Raw genomic sequence first — 16,482 nt, forward strand, 5'->3', positions numbered from 1 at the left:
GATGGCCGATAACACGCGCGTGCTGGTGGTCGAGGACGAGCCGGCGATCGTCGAGCTGGTGAAGTATTCGCTGCGCGAGGCCGGCTGGGACATCCGCACTGCCGACACCGCGAATGGCGCCTGGGACACCATCACGCACGGCAAGCCCGACCTCTTGCTGCTGGACTGGATGCTGCCCGACCAGAGCGGCCTGCGCCTGCTGTCGCGCCTGCGCGCCGACCGCGACTTCCAGGACATCCCGGTCATCATGCTCACTGCCAAGAGCATGGAAGAAGACAAGCTTGCCGGCCTTAATTCCGGCGCGGACGACTACATCACCAAGCCGTTCTCGCCGCGCGAGCTGCTGGCCCGCTCGCGCGCGCTGCTGCGCCGCAAGAGCCCGCACCTGTCGGAAGCGCCGCTGCGCGCCGGCGGCGTGGTGCTCGACCCGAACAGCTGCACGGTCAGCGTCGACGACCAGCAGATCGACATCGGCAATGCCGAATACAAGCTGCTCAAGTTCCTGCTGGCCCACCGCGAGCGCGTGTTCTCGCGCGCCCAGCTGCTCGACAAGGTCTGGGGCGACCATGCCGTGATCGAGGAGCGCACGGTGGACGTGCATGTGCTGCGCCTGCGCAAGGCGCTCAAGGGTGCCGACGGCTTGATCCGCACGGTGCGCAGCGTCGGCTACATGTTGTCCGAAAAATAGCGTGCGCTCGATGAACCCGAAACTGCTGTTCTGGGTGCCGGCCGTCCTGCGCCTGGGGATGGTGTTCGTCGCCGCCCTGGTGGTCTGGTGGATGTCGAGCGTCGTCGAGGCCCTGGTGTTCGCGCTGGCGGCCGTGATCATCGCGCTGTTCGTCCAGCTGCGCTACCTGCACGAGCTGGGCGAATGGCTGAACAACCCCCACTCGAGCCGTCTGCCGGACGGGTGGGGCGCGTGGACCGATGTGTTCGCGCGCCTGTACCGCCTGCGCCGCGAGGACGAGCGCCACCAGGCCGAAATGGCCGAATGGCTGGCGCGCTTTCGCCAGGCGATGCAGATGCTGCCCGAAGGCGTGGCCATCATGGACGACGTGCTCTTCCTGGAATGGTGCAACGAGGCGGCCGAGCGCCACCTGGGCCTGACCATGGCGCGCGACAAGGGGCTGCGCGTGACCAACCTGGTGCGCCACCCCGAATTCATCGACTACGTGATCCTGGGACGCTACGAGACGCCGCTGACGCTGTCCTTCCGCGGCCGCAAGCTCGAATGCCGCATCATCCCGTTCGAGAACCGCCGCCAGATCCTGGTGACGCACGACGCCACCGACACCGAGCGCATCGAGGCGATGCGGCGCGACTTCATCGCCAACGCCTCGCACGAGCTGCGCACGCCGCTCACCGTGATCGTCGGCTTCCTGGAGATCGCCATGTCCGACCCGGGCCTGGACGTGGCCACGCGCACCAGCCACTTGACCCTGATGACGGAACAGGCACAGCGCATGCAGCGTCTGATCGGCGACATGCTGACCCTGTCGCGCCTGGAGTCCGACGAATTCCCGCTCAAGCGCGAGCGCATCGACGTGCACGCGCTGGTCGAATCGGTCGCGCTCGAGGCCCGCGCCCTGTCGGGCGGGCGACATACCATCGAGGCGGAAGTCGACGGCCCGGACGTGATGGGCAGCGTCGAAGAACTGCGCAGCGCCTTTGCCAACCTGGCTTCGAACGCGGTGCGCTACTCGCCCCAGGGCGGCACCATCCGCCTGAAATGGACGCGCGGCAACGACGACCTGCGCTTCTCGGTGCAGGATTGCGGTATCGGCATCGAGCCGATCCACATCTCGCGCCTGACCGAACGCTTCTACCGCGTCGACAAGAGCCGCTCGCGCGAGACCCAGGGCACGGGGCTGGGGCTGGCCATCGTCAAGCACGTGCTGCTCAGGCACGGCGGACGCCTGATGATCAGCTCGGTGCCGGGGCAGGGAAGTTGCTTTACGGCGGTGTTGCCGAACACCTCGCTGCCAGGCTGAGCCACCAAAGTCATTGGGGTCAGAGTGGAATTAATCGGAAAGATTGTTAAGTTTCCGAATAATTCGACTCTGACCCTGATTGCGTTTAAGCATTGGCGTTGCAAATTAATTAGGGTCAGAGTCGAATTGTGGGAAATATTTGCCCACGGACTTCGAATGTGCGTTCGATTTTGTTCTTGGGAAAAGATCAAGTGCCCGCAGACGTTTTTTCTTTCGCAGCGGCATGAAAATCGCTCAAAAATAAATAGGGTCAGAGTCGAATTACAGGAAATTTCGAAAAGTTGCTCAACAATTCGACTCTGACCCTAATTAAGACTCAACAATTCGACTCTGACCCTAATTAAGAAGCATGCTCCGGACGAACATTCCAATTAATTCGACTCTGACCCCGGTAGGTGGTCTTACGGGCATTGTTGGTGCAGCAGGCCGCAATGAGCGAGCGCATTGGATTGGGCAAGCAGTGCATACGTTTCCTCGACGATCCGGTCGCGTTCGGATGGCTGCCGGTCCAATGTCTGAAGTTCATCGAGCTCGTCGTAGCTGAGCAGTCCCTGTTCGACCATCCAGGCAAGCTGATGGGAAGGGTCGGGATGCTGCCTGATGTCTATCCATTGCGGATGAGAGAGAACTGCGGTGCGATGTGCGGCGCTGATGAGCCTTAGCGCGACAGGAAGTGAATCGATTGCGGTGTTCCTGCTCGCCATGCCAGCCTCCCGATCTCATATCGAAGAGCAATGCTACCGATAAATATCCCGGCTCAATAAGCGCTGGCGCAAGGCCCGGCTCTGTGGCCTGTCGATTGATCTACGCCTGTTTAGCCATACTGGACGGTTTGCCGAGGAGTCGGGGTACAATCGTGCCTCGCTCTTTTCCTGACCGTCTATGTTCTCTCGCCGTAGTTCCCTGATTGCCTGCACCGCGCTGTTCCTGAGCGCCTGCGGCAGCACCCCGACACCGCCCCCCGTTGCCCCGGTTGCCCAGCAGGCCATGCCACCGGTCGCGCCGCGCAAGGTCCGCATCGGCCTGGCCCTCGGCGGCGGCGCCGCGCGCGGCTTTGCCCACATCGGCGTCATCAAGGCGCTCGAAGCGCAGGGCATCGTGCCGGAAATCGTGGTCGGCACCAGTGCCGGCTCGGTGGTCGGCGCGCTCTACGCATCCGGCCTGAACGGCTTTGCGCTGCAAAAGACCGCCATGGCAATGGACGAGGCGACGATTTCCGACTGGGCCTTGCCGCTGTTCGGCAAATCCACTGGCGTGCTCAAGGGTGAGGCCCTGCAAAGCTACGTCAACAAGGCCGTCAACAATGTGCCGATGGAGCGCCTGAAGATCCGCTTCGGCGCCGTGGCCACCGATTTGCGCACGGGCCAGCCGATCCTGTTCAACAAGGGCAATACCGGCATGGCGGTGCGCGCCTCGTCGGCAGTGCCGAGCGTCTTCCAGCCGGTCAAGATCGGCGCCAATTCGTACGTGGACGGCGGCCTGGTGGCGCCGGTGCCGGTTAAGTTCGTCAAGGACATGGGCGCGGATTTCATTATTGCCGTCAACATCTCCAGCGCGACCGAAGGGGCGGCCACCGCCAGCTCGCTCGACGTCCTGATGCAGACCTTCAGCATCATGGGCCAGCGCCTGAATCATTTCGAGCTGAAGGAAGCGGATGTCGTCGTCACGCCGGCGCTGGGCAACATGGGCAGCAGCGATTTCGGCAGCCGCAACCTGGCGATCCTCGCCGGCGAGCAGGCGGCCGCAGCCCTGATGCCGCAGATTAAGGCCAAGCTCAAGGCCAAGCAGCAAGCCAACTAAACCAGGAATACGGGAACCGACATGCAATCGAAACCTTACCTCACCCTCGAGGACGTCAAGAAAATCGCCGCTGCTGCGGAAAGCGAAGCCTTGAATAACAACTGGGCCGTGTCCATTGCCATCGTCGACGACGGCGGCCACCAGTTGTGGTTCCAGCGCCTCGACGGCGCCGCGCCGATTTCCTCGCACATCGCCCCGGCCAAAGCAAAGACGGCAGCGCTGGGACGGCGTGAATCGAAGATCTACGAAGACCTGATCAATAACGGCCGCACTTCCTTCCTGTCTGCGCCCGAGATCGAAGGCATGCTGGAAGGCGGCGTGCCGGTCATCATTGACGGCCACGTGATCGGCGCCGTTGGCGTGTCGGGTGTGAAGTCGACTGAAGACGCGCAGATCGCAAAGGCAGGCATTGCCGCCCTTGGCAACGGCTGAGCCAGGCAGCGGGACTGCGCATGAAGGCGCCCGCGTGGCGCCTTTTCTTTTATGTCGCCAGGGCACCAGCGCTTTGTTTCCGCGCCGACTTCCCCGACCTGTCCCGGCAAAAATAGCGGCACTTCTATAAAATTGCTGCATTGCCGAATACAGCGGTTTCGCGCTATAATTTGGAAGTTTAGCCATTCACACATCAGCCGTAGCGCCTACCCATCATCCCTCATTCAACTTGATATCCATTTCCCGGCACGTTCAGTCCGCCCGGGCACTTTGGATGTCGGTCTGACGTGGCGCAGCTACGGTAACTTTATTGGGAGTTACCCTTGCCGCCATTTTTTTCTGGCCCAGCCGTCCCGGCCATCCTGGCCCTCGCAGACGGAACGATTTTCAGAGGACATTCCATTGGCGCTGCCGGCCACACGACCGGCGAGGTGGTGTTTAACACTGCGATCACCGGCTACCAGGAAATCCTCACCGATCCCAGCTACTCGCGTCAGATCGTCACCCTGACCTACCCGCACATCGGCAACTACGGCGTCAACGCCGCCGACGTCGAGGCGTCGAAAGTCCACGCCGCCGGCCTGATCATCCGCGACCTGCCGCTGCTGGCATCGAACTTCCGTTCCACCATGTCGCTGGCCGACTACCTGAAGGCAGAAAACGTGGTCGCCATCGCGGGCATCGATACCCGCAAGCTGACCCGCATCCTGCGCGAGAAGGGCGCGCAGGGCGGCGCCATCCTGACCGGCACGCAAGGCAACCAGCCCTCGGAAGCACAGGCGCTGGAACTGGCGCGCTCCTTCCCTGGCTTGTCCGGCATGGACCTGGCCAAGGTGGTGTCGGTGAAGGAGTCCTACGAATTCACCGAAACCGAGTGGAAACTGGGCTCCGGCTTCGGCAAGCAGGAAAATCCCCAATACCACGTGGTCGCTTTCGACTACGGCGTCAAGCGAAACATCCTGCGCATGCTGGCCGAGCGCGGCTGCAAAGTGACGGTGCTGCCCGCGCAAGCCACGGCCGCCGACGCGCTGGCCTTGAACCCGGACGGCATCTTCCTGGCCAATGGCCCGGGCGACCCGGAACCCTGCGACTACGCCATCAAGGCAAGCCGCGAGCTGATCGAGAAGGGCATCCCGACCTTCGGCATCTGCCTCGGCCACCAGATCATGGCGCTGGCTTCCGGCGCCAGGACGATGAAGATGAAATTCGGCCACCATGGCGCCAACCACCCGGTGCAGGACCTGGATTCGAAGAAGGTGCTGATCACCTCGCAGAACCACGGTTTCGCGGTCGACCCGGAAACCCTGCCGGCCAACTGCCGCGTGACCCACGTGTCGCTGTTCGACGGCTCGCTGCAGGGCTTCGAGCGCACCGACAAGCCAGCCTTCTGCTTCCAGGGCCACCCGGAAGCCTCGCCAGGACCGACTGACGTCGCCTATCTGTTTGACCGTTTCATCGGCTTGATGCAAGCGGCGGAAAAAAAAGAACATGCAGGAGAAGTAAATGCCTAAGCGTAGTGATATCAAAAGCATCCTGATCATCGGCGCCGGCCCGATCGTTATCGGCCAGGCGGTCGAATTCGACTACTCGGGCGCCCAGGCCTGCAAGGCCCTGCGCGAAGAAGGCTACAAGGTCATCCTGGTGAACTCCAACCCGGCGACCATCATGACCGACCCGGAAACGGCGGACGTCACCTACATCGAGCCGATCACCTGGAAGGTCGTCGAGACCATCATCGCCAAGGAGCGTCCGGACGCGATCCTGCCGACCATGGGCGGCCAGACCGCGCTGAACTGCGCGCTCGACCTGCACCACAATGGCGTGCTCGAAAAATACAAGGTCGAGCTGATCGGCGCCACGCCGGAAGCCATCGACAAGGCCGAGGACCGTTCCAAGTTCAAGGACGCGATGACCAAGATCGGCCTCGGTTCGGCACGCTCGGGCGTGGCGCATTCGATGGATGAAGCCTGGACCGTGCAGCGCGAGCTGGGCTTCCCGACCATTATTCGCCCGTCCTTCACGATGGGCGGCAGCGGCGGCGGCATCGCCTACAACGAAGAAGAATTCGAAGCGATCTGCAAGCGCGGCCTGGAAGCCTCGCCGACCAACGAGCTCCTGATCGAAGAGTCGCTGCTGGGCTGGAAAGAGTATGAGATGGAGGTCGTGCGCGACAAGAACGACAACTGCATCATCATCTGCTCGATCGAGAACCTGGACCCGATGGGCGTGCACACCGGCGACTCGATCACCGTGGCGCCGGCGCAGACGCTGACCGACAAGGAATACCAGATCATGCGCAACGCGTCGATCGACGTGCTGCGCGAGATTGGCGTGGACACCGGCGGCTCGAACGTGCAATTCGCGATCAACCCGAAGGACGGCCGCATGATCGTCATCGAGATGAACCCGCGCGTCTCGCGTTCCTCGGCGCTGGCGTCGAAAGCCACCGGCTTCCCGATCGCCAAGGTTGCAGCCAAGCTGGCCGTGGGCTTCACGCTGGACGAGCTGCGCAACGAGATCACCGGCGGTGCGACCCCGGCCTCGTTCGAGCCGTCGATCGACTACGTCGTCGTGAAGATCCCGCGCTTCACCTTCGAAAAATTTCCGACCGCCGACAAGCACCTGACCACGCAGATGAAATCGGTGGGCGAAGTGATGGCGATGGGCCGCACCTTCCAGGAATCCTTCCAGAAGGCCCTGCGCGGCCTGGAAGTGGGGGTCGACGGCCTGAACGAGAAGACCCGCGACCGCGAGAAGATCGAAGAAGAACTCGGCGAGCCGGGCCCGGACCGCATCTGGTACGTGGGCGACGCCTTTGCCCAGGGTTTCACCCTGGACGAGGTGCACAACCTTACCAAGATCGACATGTGGTTCCTGGTGCAGATCAAGGAGATCGTCGACATCGAGCTGTGGCTCGACCACCAGAAGCTCGAGAGCCTGGACAAGCCGACCTTCTACAAGCTCAAGCAGAAGGGCTTCTCGGACCGCCGCCTGGCCTTCCTGATGCAGACCACGCCGGCCGCCGTGCGTGCGCGCCGCCATGCGCTCGGCATCCGCCCGGTGTACAAGCGGGTCGATACCTGCGCGGCCGAGTTCGCGACCAATACCGCGTACATGTATTCCACGTACGACGAAGAGTGCGAGTCCAACCCGACCGACAAGAAGAAGATCATGGTGCTGGGCGGTGGCCCGAACCGCATCGGCCAGGGCATCGAGTTCGACTACTGCTGCGTGCACGCGGCCCTCGCGATGCGCGAAGACGGCTACGAGACCATCATGGTCAACTGCAATCCCGAGACCGTATCGACCGACTACGATACCTCGGACCGCCTGTACTTCGAGTCCCTGACGCTGGAAGATGTGCTGGAAATCGTCGAGCTGGAAAAGCCGGTCGGCGTGATCGTGCAGTACGGCGGCCAGACGCCGTTGAAGCTTGCGCTCGACCTGGAAGCCAACGGCGTGCCGATCATCGGCACCTCGCCCGACATGATCGACGCCGCCGAAGACCGCGAGCGTTTCCAGCAGCTGCTGCAACAGCTCGGCCTGCGCCAGCCGCCGAACCGCACCGCGCGCACCGAAAGCCAGGCGCTCGAACTGGCCCAGGAAATCGGCTATCCGCTGGTGGTGCGTCCTTCCTACGTGCTGGGCGGGCGCGCGATGGAGATCGTGCACGAGCAGCGCGACCTGGAGCGCTACATGCGCGAGGCGGTCAAGGTCTCGCACGATTCGCCGGTGCTGCTGGACCGCTTCCTGAACGACGCCATCGAAGTCGACGTCGACTGCATCTCGGACGGCGAAGCCACCTTCATCGGCGGCGTGATGGAACACATCGAACAGGCCGGCGTGCACTCGGGCGACTCGGCCTGCTCGCTGCCGCCTTACTCGCTGTCCTCGGCGACCATCGAGGAACTCAAGCACCAGACGTCCTTGATGGCGAAAGCCCTGAACGTGGTCGGCCTGATGAACGTGCAGTTCGCGATCCAGCAGTCGGAAGTGGACGGCAAGACGGTCGATACCGTGTTCGTGCTGGAAGTGAACCCGCGCGCCTCGCGCACCGTGCCTTTCGTGTCGAAGGCCACCGGCCTGCAGCTGGCCAAGATCGCTGCGCGCTGCATGGTGGGCCAGACCCTGGCGCAGCAGGGCATCCTGAAGGAAGTCGTCCCGCCGTTTTACAGCGTCAAGGAAGTGGTGTTCCCGTTCGTGAAATTCCCGGGCGTCGATACCATCCTCGGGCCGGAAATGAAATCGACCGGTGAAGTCATGGGCGTGGGCATGACCTTCGGCGAGGCGTTCGTCAAGTCGCAGCTGGCGGCCGGCATCATCCTGCCGACCAAGGGCACCGTGTTCCTGTCGGTGAAGGCCTCCGACAAGCCGCGCGCAGTGGGCGTGGCGCGCGAGCTGGTGGCGCTGGGCTTCTCGCTGGTGGCGACCAAGGGCACGGCGGCCGTGATCGCGGCGGCCGGCATGCCGGTGCGTGCGGTGAACAAGGTCATGGAAGGGCGCCCGCACGTGGTCGACATGATCAAGAACCGCGAGATCGTCATGGTCGTCAATACGGTCGAGGAAAAGCGCTCGGCGGTGACCGACTCGCGCACCATCCGTACCTCGGCGCTGCAGTCGCGCGTGGTGACCTACACGACGATCGCCGGCGCGGAAGCGGCGATCGAAGGCATGCGCCATATCGACGAACTCCAGGTGTACGATTTACAAGGGCTGCATAAAACCTTAAACTAGGCGTGAAAGCAGCAATGCAGTAAGCTGGAAGCAGTACCCCGTCAAACCACAGAGCTCGTGCGCCCTTGGGCGTGCGTACTCTGTGGTTTTCACTTGGTACCTCTAAAAACGCACACATAGACTGACATGAACAATACCGTCCCATTGACCAAATACGGCGCTCAACTCCTGAAAGAAGAGCTGCACCAGCTCAAGACCAAGGAGCGCCGTATCGTGATCGACGCGATCGCCGAGGCGCGCTCGCATGGCGACCTGTCCGAGAACGCCGAATACGATGCCGCGAAAGAGCGCCAGGCCTTCGTGGAAGGCCGTATCGCCGAACTGGAAAGCAAGCTCTCCGCTGCGCAGATCATCGACCCGGCCACGCTCGATGCCGAAGGCCGCGTGGTGTTCGCCTCGACCGTCGACCTCGAAGACCTGGACAACGGCGCCAAGGTCACCTACCAGATCGTCGGCCTCGATGAAGCCGACCTGAAACTGAGCAAGGTCTCGGTGACCTCGCCGATCGCGCGCGCCCTGATCGGCAAGTATGCCGGCGACGTGGTCGAAGTGCAGGCGCCGTCCGGCCCGCGCGAATACGAAATCCTGGAAGTGCGCTACATCTGATGAAGGCAGCCGCCGCTCCCGTGCCCGCGCGCCCGGCTGCGCGCCTGGCCGGTGCACGGCTTCTGGTGGCAGTGCTGTGGGCCGGCAGCCTGTGGGCCCTGGGGTATGTCGCCGCGCCCGCGGTGTTTGCCTCGGTGCCGAGCAGCGTGGCGGGTGACGTCGTCGCCAGCCTGCTGGCACGCCTGGCCTGGGTGTCCTTCGGCTGCGCGGCCCTGATCCTGGTGCTGGTGCGGTTCTCGCCCGACCTCGATCCGGCGCGCCGGCGACCGCTCTACCTGCTGGTGCTGGCCATGCTGGCCTGCGCGCTGGTGATGTATGTCGGCCTGCAGCCGGCCATGGCGCAGATGCGCGTGCTGGCGGGGGAGGGTGGGGTGCGTGCCTCGCCCTACTGGACCCAGTTTGCCGTCATGCACGGGGTGTCGCAGCTGTTCCACGTGATCGAAAGCGTGCTGGCGGCCTTCCTCGTCCTCAAGAGCCGCTGAACAGGCGAAAAAAAACCGGGTCGCCCCGGTTTCTGCCTCGCATGGCGAACATTACTTGTTCAGCGAATTCTTCTTGGTGCTGGCCTGGCGCGGCTTGGCGCGCTTGATGTTGCCGCCCGCGGTCACGCGCTCGTTCCCCTTGATCATGACCTTGGTGACGCTCGGCTTCTTGGTGCCGCTGGCGCTGGCCTTGACGATGGTGACTTCGCGCATGCCCTTGCCGGACTTGGTGCTGCGTTCCTTGACCACTTCCTTCTTCGGGCGGTAGACCACCAGCAGCTTGCCGATATGCTGGACCGGCGCGCAATCGAGTTCGGCGCAGATCTGTTCGTACATGGCGATGCGGGCTTCGCGGTCGTCGCCGAAGACGCGGACCTTGATCAGGCCATGCGCGTCGAGGCTGGCAGCAACTTCTTTCATGACCGATTCGGACAGGCCGGATTCGCCGATCATGACAACGGGATTCAGTCCATGGGCTTCGGCGCGCAGTGCGCTGCGCTCGGCCGGGGTGAGTTTAAGCATAATAATTTTTAGATGTACCTTTAAAAGCAGTATTCTACGCGAATGGCCAAGAACAAATCCAACCAAAACTGGTTACACGACCATATTAACGACCCATACGTCAAACTGGCCCAGAAAGAAGGCTACCGCGCCCGCGCGGCATTCAAGCTCAAGGAAATCGACGAAAGCGAAAAACTGATCAAGCCGGGCCAGGTCATCGTCGACCTCGGCTGCACGCCCGGCAGCTGGGCGCAATACACGCGCCGCAAGCTGGCGGGCAAGGACGGCGGCGGTATCCACGGCACCATCATCGGGCTGGACATGCTGCCGATGGAACCGATTGCCGACGTTTTATTCATCCAGGGCGACTTCCGCGAAGAAGAAGTGCTGGACCAGCTCGATGTGGTGCTGCAGGGGCGCCAGGTCGACCTCGTGCTGTCCGACATGGCGCCCAACCTGTCGGGCATTCCAACCGCGGACGCTGCGCGGATGGAACACTTGATCGATCTGGCTATTGAGTTCTCTCAACATCATTTGAAACCGGCCGGCGGATTGCTGGTGAAATGCTTCAAAGATATGGGATTTACCCAGATACTGGAGAAATTCAGGATGGAATTCAAGACTGTGAAACAGGTCAAACCCAAGGCGAGCCGCGACAAGTCGTCCGAAATTTTCCTGCTTGGGCGTGGTCTGAAAAATCCCGCAGCGTAAAAAGCACTGATTGAGGCCGTTTTAGCCCTTGATATTCGGCGCGGCAACCGCACATCTGCCGCGTGAGGCCGGTATCGCACGCAATTGCGCTGCTTGTTGAACATGCAAATATGACGTTTTGGCACTATTGCCGACCTTGCGTGGCAGTGTCGGCTTATTGCGGTTAAAATCGCGATACTGATATCGGTAGAGATGCAATCGCATCGGAGGAGTTTTCGTGAATAATATGTTTTCCAAATCCGCCATCTGGGTGGTCGTTGCGCTGCTGTTGTTCATGCTGTTCAAGCAGTTCGACAACCATAGCGTTGCCGGCGGCAGCAAGACCATTGCTTATTCCGAGCTGCTCGACGATGTGAAGGCCCGTCGCATCAAGGACGTGGTCATCGAAGGTTCCAACATCACCGCGACGCGCCAGGACGACACCAAGGTGCGCGCCACCGCCACCATCCTCGACCGCGGCCTCATCGGCGACCTGCGCGAGAACGGCGTGCGCTTCGACGTCAAGCCTCCGGAAGAGCCTTCGTTCCTGCAGCAGGTCTTTATTTCCTGGTTCCCGATGCTCCTGCTCATCGGCGTATGGGTGTTCTTCATGCGCCAGATGCAGGGCGGCGGCAAGGGCGGCGCTTTCTCGTTCGGCAAGAGCAAGGCGCGCATGCTCGATGAAACCAACAATACCGTCACCTTCGCCGATGTCGCCGGTTGCGACGAAGCGAAAGAAGAAGTCAGCGAGATCGTCGACTTCCTGAAAGACCCGACCAAGTTCCAGAAACTGGGCGGCCGCATTCCGCGCGGCGTGCTGATGGTCGGTCCTCCGGGTACCGGTAAGACCCTGCTGGCGCGCGCCATCGCCGGCGAGGCCAAGGTGCCGTTCTTCTCGATCTCGGGTTCCGACTTCGTCGAGATGTTCGTCGGCGTGGGTGCGTCCCGTGTCCGCGACATGTTCGAGAACGCCAAGAAGCATTCGCCTTGCATCATCTTCATCGACGAGATCGACGCCGTCGGCCGCCACCGCGGCGCCGGCATGGGCGGCGGCAACGACGAACGCGAACAGACGCTGAACCAGCTGCTGGTCGAGATGGACGGCTTCGAAGCCTCGTCCGGCGTGATCGTCATCGCCGCCACCAACCGCGCCGACGTGCTGGACAAGGCGCTGCTGCGCCCGGGCCGTTTCGACCGCCAGGTGATGGTGGGCCTGCCGGACATCCGCGGCCGCGAGCAGATCCTCAACGTGCACATGCGCAAGGTGCCGATCGGCACCGACGTCAAGGCCGACATCCTGGCGCGCGGCACCCCGGGCTTCTCGGGCGCCGACCTGGCCAACCTGGTCAACGAGGCCGCGCTGTTCGCCGCGCGCCGCAGCAAGCGCCTGGTCGAGATGATCGACTTCGAAGACGCCAAGGACAAGATCTACATGGGTCCGGAGCGCAAGTCGATGATCATCCGCGAGGAAGAGCGCCGCAACACGGCTTACCACGAGTCGGGCCACGCAGTGGTGGCCAAGCTGCTGCCGAAAGCCGATCCGGTGCACAAGGTCACGATCATGCCGCGCGGCTATGCCCTCGGCCTGACCTGGCAGCTGCCCGAGCACGACAACCTGTCGGGCTACAAGGACAAGATGCTGGAAGAAATCTCGATCCTGTTCGGCGGCCGCATTGCCGAAGAGATCTTCGTCGGCCAGATGTCCACCGGCGCATCGAACGACTTCGCCCGTGCCACCAAGCTGGCGCGCTCGATGGTGACCCGCTTCGGCATGTCCGAGAGCATGGGCGTGATGGTCTACGAAGACAGCGAGAACGAAGGCTTCTTCGGCGGCGCCACCAAGACCATCTCGGAAGCGACCCAGCAAAAAGTCGACGCCGAAATCCGCGCGATCCTCGACACGCAGTACGCGCTGTCGCGCCGCCTGCTTGAAGAAAACCGCGACAAGGTCGAAGCCATGACCAAGGCGCTGCTCGATTGGGAAACGATCGATGCCGAGCAGATCAACGACATCATGGCCGGCCGCGAGCCACGCCAGTCGCCAACCAGCATCCTGACCAAGCGCACCCCTCCGGGCGACGGCGGCTCGGGTGGCGTGGCGCCGAACGCCACTGCGCCGGCTTGATCGCTTGAATTGATCGCCTGATTCACCCCCGCAAAAGGCATCCCTCCGGATGCCTTTTGTCCGTTAACGCATCCCGCCCGCGTCTTTCCCTCCATGCCAAAGAATTTGCAATGCGGCCAGTTCAGCTTCGCGCTGGACGGCCCCGCCGCCAGCCATCCGGTCGTGATGGGCATCCTCAATGTCACGCCGGATTCGTTCTCCGACGGCGGGCGCTACCAGGGTCTCGAGTTCGCGCTGTCGCACGCCGAGCAGATGATGCTCGAGGGCGCAACCATGATCGACATTGGCGGCGAGTCCACGCGGCCCGGCTCGCCCAGCGTGCCGCTGGGAGAAGAGCTGGCGCGCGTGATGCCGGTGCTGTACGCGCTGCGCACGCTCGAGGTCGCGCTGTCGGTCGATACCTGCAAGCCGGAAGTGATGCGCGAAGCGATTATTGCCGGGGCCGACATGATCAATGACGTCAATGCCTTCCGCGCGCCGGGCGCACTCGATGCGGTGCGCGACAGCGATTGCGGATTGTGCGTGATGCACATGCAGGCCACGCCGCAAACCATGCAGCAAGCGCCGGCCTATACCGATGTGGTGGGGGAGGTGATTGCCTTCCTGCAGGCGCGGGTCGACGCGATGGTGGGCGAGGGCATTGCGCGCGAGCGCATCTGCGTCGACCCCGGCTTTGGCTTTGGCAAGACGGTCGAACACAACTATGCCTTGCTGCGCGGTTTGAAGCGGATAGGCGACGACGTCGGTCTGCCGGTGCTGGCCGGCCTGTCGCGCAAGTCGATGATTGGGGCCGTCACTGGGCGGCCAGTTGAACAACGTATTGCAGGCAGTGTCGGTGGGGCATTGGCTGCGGTAGCGCATGGCGCTAGAATCGTGCGTGTGCATGATGTAGCAGATACGGTCGATGCCCTGAAGGTATGGCACGCGGCCAACAACGAATAATCACGGAAAGAAAAGAGAACAAGAATGGCACGTAAATATTTCGGTACGGATGGCATTCGCGGTTTGGTAGGCACCGCGCCGATTACTCCCGACTTCGTCATGCGCCTTGGCTATGCGGCTGGCAAGGTGCTGGCCAAGGGCAGCAAACCGGCCAGTGGCCGTCCTGTCGTCCTGATCGGCAAGGACACCCGCATTTCGGGCTACATGCTCGAAGCCGCGCTGGAAGCGGGCTTCTCGGCAGCCGGCGTGGATGTCATGCTGGCCGGCCCGATGCCGACCCCGGCCATCGCCTACCTGACACGTGCGCTGCGCCTGCAGGCCGGCGTCGTGATCTCGGCCTCGCACAATCCTTTCCAGGACAACGGCATCAAGTTCTTCTCGGAACACGGCACCAAGCTGCCAGATGCGGTCGAGATGGAAATCGAAGACGCCATCGACCAGCCGATGGGCTGCGTGCCCTCGGACAAGCTCGGCCGCGCCACCCGCCTGCGCGACGCCCAGGGCCGCTACATCGAATTCTGCAAGAGCACTTTCCCGAACGAGCTCGACCTGCGCGGCCTGAAGATCGTGGTCGACAGCGCCCACGGCGCCGCCTATAACATCGCTTCGCACGTGTTCCACGAGCTGGGCGCGGAAGTGATCGCTATCGGTAACCAGCCGGACGGCTTCAACATCAACGCCGGCGTTGGCGCCACCGCGCCGAAAGCGCTGTCCGAATCGGTCGTCGCCAACAAGGCCGACCTCGGCATCGCGCTGGATGGCGACGCCGACCGCCTGATCATGGTCGACGCCACCGGCCGCGTCTACAACGGCGACGAGCTGCTCTACCTGATGGTGCGCGACCGCATGTCGACCGGCCCGGTGGCAGGGGCCGTCGGCACCTTGATGACGAATATGGCGCTGGAAGTGGCCTTCAAACAACTCGGCGTGGGCTTCGCACGCGCCAAGGTCGGCGACCGCTATGTGCTCGAAGTCATGCAGGAGCGCGGCTGGCTGTTCGGCGGCGAGAGCTCGGGCCACCTGCTGGCGCTGGACAAGCATTCGACCGGCGACGGCATCGTCTCGGCGCTGCAGGTCCTGTCGGCGCTCAAGCGCAGCAACCGCTCGCTGGCCGAATGCTGCAGCGAACTGACCCTGTATCCGCAAACGCTGATCAACAAGAAAGTGGCGCCGGGCTTCGACTGGACCAGCAACAGCGCCGTCGTCGCCGAGAAAGAAGCCGTCGAGCGCGAGCTCGGCGATACCGGCCGTGTGCTGATCCGTGCGTCCGGCACCGAGCCCTTGATCCGGGTGATGGTCGAAGCCAAGGAAGCCGAACTCGCCGAAAGCATGGCGCGCAGGATTGCCGACAAGCTCGCTGCATAAGGGGCAACAGCCGTCGCCAAACCGGGCACGCCGATTTGACGTAGTCCCTCCGGGGGAGTATCATTCAGCTTATTCGGAGTGTAGCGCAGCCCGGTAGCGCACCTGGTTTGGGACCAGGGGGTCCAAGGTTCGAATCCTTGTACTCCGACCACAGTTTTTCCTGCGGGCTGTCTTCGGACAGCCCGTTTTGTTTTTGCCTTCGGGCATTGCAGTTTCTGCCCATAGCTCAGTTGGATAGAGCATCAGCCTTCTAAGCTGAGGGTCGCAGGTTCGATTCCTGCTGGGCAGGCCACCTCCCGTCACGTCCTTCCTTGCAGGCAAGCCTGGCGTGCACCCGGCTCGGGCTTCGCGATTTCTTCCCCTTGCAGTAAGATCACGGTCCGGACCCCGGCCTCCCGCCGCGGTCGCTCATCTGGACGCTTTTCGACACCATGCTTTTCCTGACTGTTCCCTATGCCGAGAAGGACGAAGCCAAGGCGCTCGGCGCCCGCTGGAATCCCACCAAGCGCCGCTGGTATGTTCCCGACGGCGTCGCCACTGCCCCTTTCGAAAAATGGGCGGGCCAAGGCGGCGAGACCGCCGCACCGGCTGGCGGCGGACGGGTCGACAGCTACCAGGGCAAGACCGTGGTCGGGACCAATTATGTGGCGCTGGAACATGGCTGCAATCCCTTCGAGCCGTGCGAGCGCTGCGGCGCGGCCCTGAGCGGCACGCCATGGCAGAAGGCGCGCCAGCAACTGGCCGGCGTGGTCGCCAAGCTCTAGCCCGGCTGCCCCCGCGCCAGTCGATCGTTCCGGCAAGCGAACGGCGGTTT

Annotated in this window: 15 protein-coding genes and 2 tRNA genes; 15 read left to right on the forward strand and 2 right to left on the reverse strand. The window is 62.9% G+C overall.

Annotated features, from left to right (window positions below; translation table 11 throughout):
- Position 1: 1 nt before the first annotated feature.
- Both AC3XQU_RS19660 and phoR read left to right on the forward strand, forming a co-directional pair.
- Entirely contained in the window at positions 2 to 688 is a 687-nt protein-coding gene (locus AC3XQU_RS19660) for a response regulator (RefSeq protein ID WP_489875852.1), read from the forward strand.
- 10 nt (positions 689 to 698) lie between these two features.
- A complete protein-coding gene (gene phoR, locus AC3XQU_RS19665) occupies positions 699 to 1,991 on the forward strand; it encodes a phosphate regulon sensor histidine kinase PhoR (protein WP_489875886.1) in 1,293 nt (430 codons plus the stop codon).
- 401 nt (positions 1,992 to 2,392) lie between these two features.
- Here the strand turns inward: phoR and AC3XQU_RS19670 are convergent, their stop codons facing one another.
- Entirely contained in the window at positions 2,393 to 2,695 is a 303-nt protein-coding gene (locus AC3XQU_RS19670; protein ID WP_489875853.1) for a hypothetical protein, read from the reverse strand.
- A gap of 178 nt (positions 2,696 to 2,873) precedes the next feature.
- Between AC3XQU_RS19670 and AC3XQU_RS19675 the strand changes: the two genes are divergently transcribed.
- From AC3XQU_RS19675 to AC3XQU_RS19700, 6 genes are all read left to right on the forward strand, one after another.
- A complete protein-coding gene (locus AC3XQU_RS19675) occupies positions 2,874 to 3,791 on the forward strand; it encodes a patatin-like phospholipase family protein (protein ID WP_489875854.1) in 918 nt (305 codons plus the stop codon).
- A 21-nt stretch (positions 3,792 to 3,812) separates the two neighbouring features.
- A complete protein-coding gene (locus AC3XQU_RS19680) occupies positions 3,813 to 4,223 on the forward strand; it encodes a GlcG/HbpS family heme-binding protein (RefSeq protein WP_489875855.1) in 411 nt (136 codons plus the stop codon).
- A 323-nt stretch (positions 4,224 to 4,546) separates the two neighbouring features.
- Positions 4,547 to 5,734: a glutamine-hydrolyzing carbamoyl-phosphate synthase small subunit gene (gene carA, locus AC3XQU_RS19685; RefSeq protein WP_489875856.1), complete on the forward strand. Its 1,188-nt coding sequence runs from the start codon at positions 4,547 to 4,549 to the stop codon at positions 5,732 to 5,734.
- Positions 5,727 to 8,957, forward strand: coding sequence for a carbamoyl-phosphate synthase large subunit (carB, locus tag AC3XQU_RS19690; protein ID WP_489875857.1), 3,231 nt, complete (start codon positions 5,727 to 5,729; stop codon positions 8,955 to 8,957). Before carA ends, carB begins: the two co-directional genes overlap by 8 nt.
- A gap of 126 nt (positions 8,958 to 9,083) precedes the next feature.
- On the forward strand, positions 9,084 to 9,563 hold the full coding sequence (gene greA, locus AC3XQU_RS19695; protein WP_489875858.1) for a transcription elongation factor GreA: 480 nt from the start codon (positions 9,084 to 9,086) through the stop codon (positions 9,561 to 9,563).
- Complete coding sequence (locus tag AC3XQU_RS19700; RefSeq protein ID WP_489875859.1) at positions 9,563 to 10,045, forward strand: DUF4149 domain-containing protein; 483 nt, start codon at positions 9,563 to 9,565, stop codon at positions 10,043 to 10,045. The genes greA and AC3XQU_RS19700 overlap by 1 nt, the downstream gene beginning before the upstream one ends.
- Before the next feature lie 51 nt (positions 10,046 to 10,096).
- On the opposite strand, the gene yhbY is transcribed toward AC3XQU_RS19700, so the two are convergent.
- Positions 10,097 to 10,567: a ribosome assembly RNA-binding protein YhbY gene (gene yhbY / locus AC3XQU_RS19705; protein WP_489875860.1), complete on the reverse strand. Its 471-nt coding sequence runs from the start codon at positions 10,565 to 10,567 to the stop codon at positions 10,097 to 10,099.
- 42 nt (positions 10,568 to 10,609) lie between these two features.
- Between yhbY and AC3XQU_RS19710 the strand changes: the two genes are divergently transcribed.
- The 7 genes from AC3XQU_RS19710 to AC3XQU_RS19740 all read left to right on the forward strand — a co-directional run bounded on the left by AC3XQU_RS19710 (position 10,610) and on the right by AC3XQU_RS19740 (position 16,432).
- Entirely contained in the window at positions 10,610 to 11,257 is a 648-nt protein-coding gene (locus AC3XQU_RS19710) for an RlmE family RNA methyltransferase (RefSeq protein ID WP_489875861.1), read from the forward strand.
- Positions 11,258 to 11,474: 217 nt separating this feature from the next.
- Complete coding sequence (gene ftsH / locus AC3XQU_RS19715) at positions 11,475 to 13,361, forward strand: ATP-dependent zinc metalloprotease FtsH (RefSeq protein ID WP_489875862.1); 1,887 nt, start codon at positions 11,475 to 11,477, stop codon at positions 13,359 to 13,361.
- A gap of 93 nt (positions 13,362 to 13,454) precedes the next feature.
- Complete coding sequence (gene folP / locus AC3XQU_RS19720; protein WP_489875863.1) at positions 13,455 to 14,303, forward strand: dihydropteroate synthase; 849 nt, start codon at positions 13,455 to 13,457, stop codon at positions 14,301 to 14,303.
- Positions 14,304 to 14,327: 24 nt separating this feature from the next.
- A complete protein-coding gene (gene glmM, locus AC3XQU_RS19725; protein ID WP_489875864.1) occupies positions 14,328 to 15,668 on the forward strand; it encodes a phosphoglucosamine mutase in 1,341 nt (446 codons plus the stop codon).
- A 74-nt stretch (positions 15,669 to 15,742) separates the two neighbouring features.
- Positions 15,743 to 15,819 (forward strand) — tRNA-Pro (locus AC3XQU_RS19730).
- Positions 15,820 to 15,883: 64 nt separating this feature from the next.
- Positions 15,884 to 15,960 (forward strand) — tRNA-Arg (locus tag AC3XQU_RS19735).
- Between the two features lie 139 nt (positions 15,961 to 16,099).
- Complete coding sequence (locus tag AC3XQU_RS19740; RefSeq protein WP_489875865.1) at positions 16,100 to 16,432, forward strand: DUF5710 domain-containing protein; 333 nt, start codon at positions 16,100 to 16,102, stop codon at positions 16,430 to 16,432.
- The last annotated feature ends 50 nt before the right edge of the window (positions 16,433 to 16,482 follow it).

It is taken from the genome of Telluria sp. AZSoR62 (genome assembly GCF_058111565.1).

Coding starts and splice junctions, on each gene's coding strand:
- AC3XQU_RS19660 (WP_489875852.1), top strand. CDS start 2: ATGGCCGATAACACGCGCGTGCTGGTGGTCGAGGACGAGCCGGCGATC.
- phoR (WP_489875886.1), top strand. CDS start 699: ATGAACCCGAAACTGCTGTTCTGGGTGCCGGCCGTCCTGCGCCTGGGG.
- AC3XQU_RS19670 (WP_489875853.1), bottom strand. CDS start 2,695: ATGGCGAGCAGGAACACCGCAATCGATTCACTTCCTGTCGCGCTAAGG.
- AC3XQU_RS19675 (WP_489875854.1), top strand. CDS start 2,874: ATGTTCTCTCGCCGTAGTTCCCTGATTGCCTGCACCGCGCTGTTCCTG.
- AC3XQU_RS19680 (WP_489875855.1), top strand. CDS start 3,813: ATGCAATCGAAACCTTACCTCACCCTCGAGGACGTCAAGAAAATCGCC.
- carB (WP_489875857.1), top strand. CDS start 5,727: ATGCCTAAGCGTAGTGATATCAAAAGCATCCTGATCATCGGCGCCGGC.
- greA (WP_489875858.1), top strand. CDS start 9,084: ATGAACAATACCGTCCCATTGACCAAATACGGCGCTCAACTCCTGAAA.
- AC3XQU_RS19700 (WP_489875859.1), top strand. CDS start 9,563: ATGAAGGCAGCCGCCGCTCCCGTGCCCGCGCGCCCGGCTGCGCGCCTG.
- yhbY (WP_489875860.1), bottom strand. CDS start 10,567: ATGCTTAAACTCACCCCGGCCGAGCGCAGCGCACTGCGCGCCGAAGCC.
- AC3XQU_RS19710 (WP_489875861.1), top strand. CDS start 10,610: ATGGCCAAGAACAAATCCAACCAAAACTGGTTACACGACCATATTAAC.
- folP (WP_489875863.1), top strand. CDS start 13,455: ATGCCAAAGAATTTGCAATGCGGCCAGTTCAGCTTCGCGCTGGACGGC.
- glmM (WP_489875864.1), top strand. CDS start 14,328: ATGGCACGTAAATATTTCGGTACGGATGGCATTCGCGGTTTGGTAGGC.
- AC3XQU_RS19740 (WP_489875865.1), top strand. CDS start 16,100: ATGCTTTTCCTGACTGTTCCCTATGCCGAGAAGGACGAAGCCAAGGCG.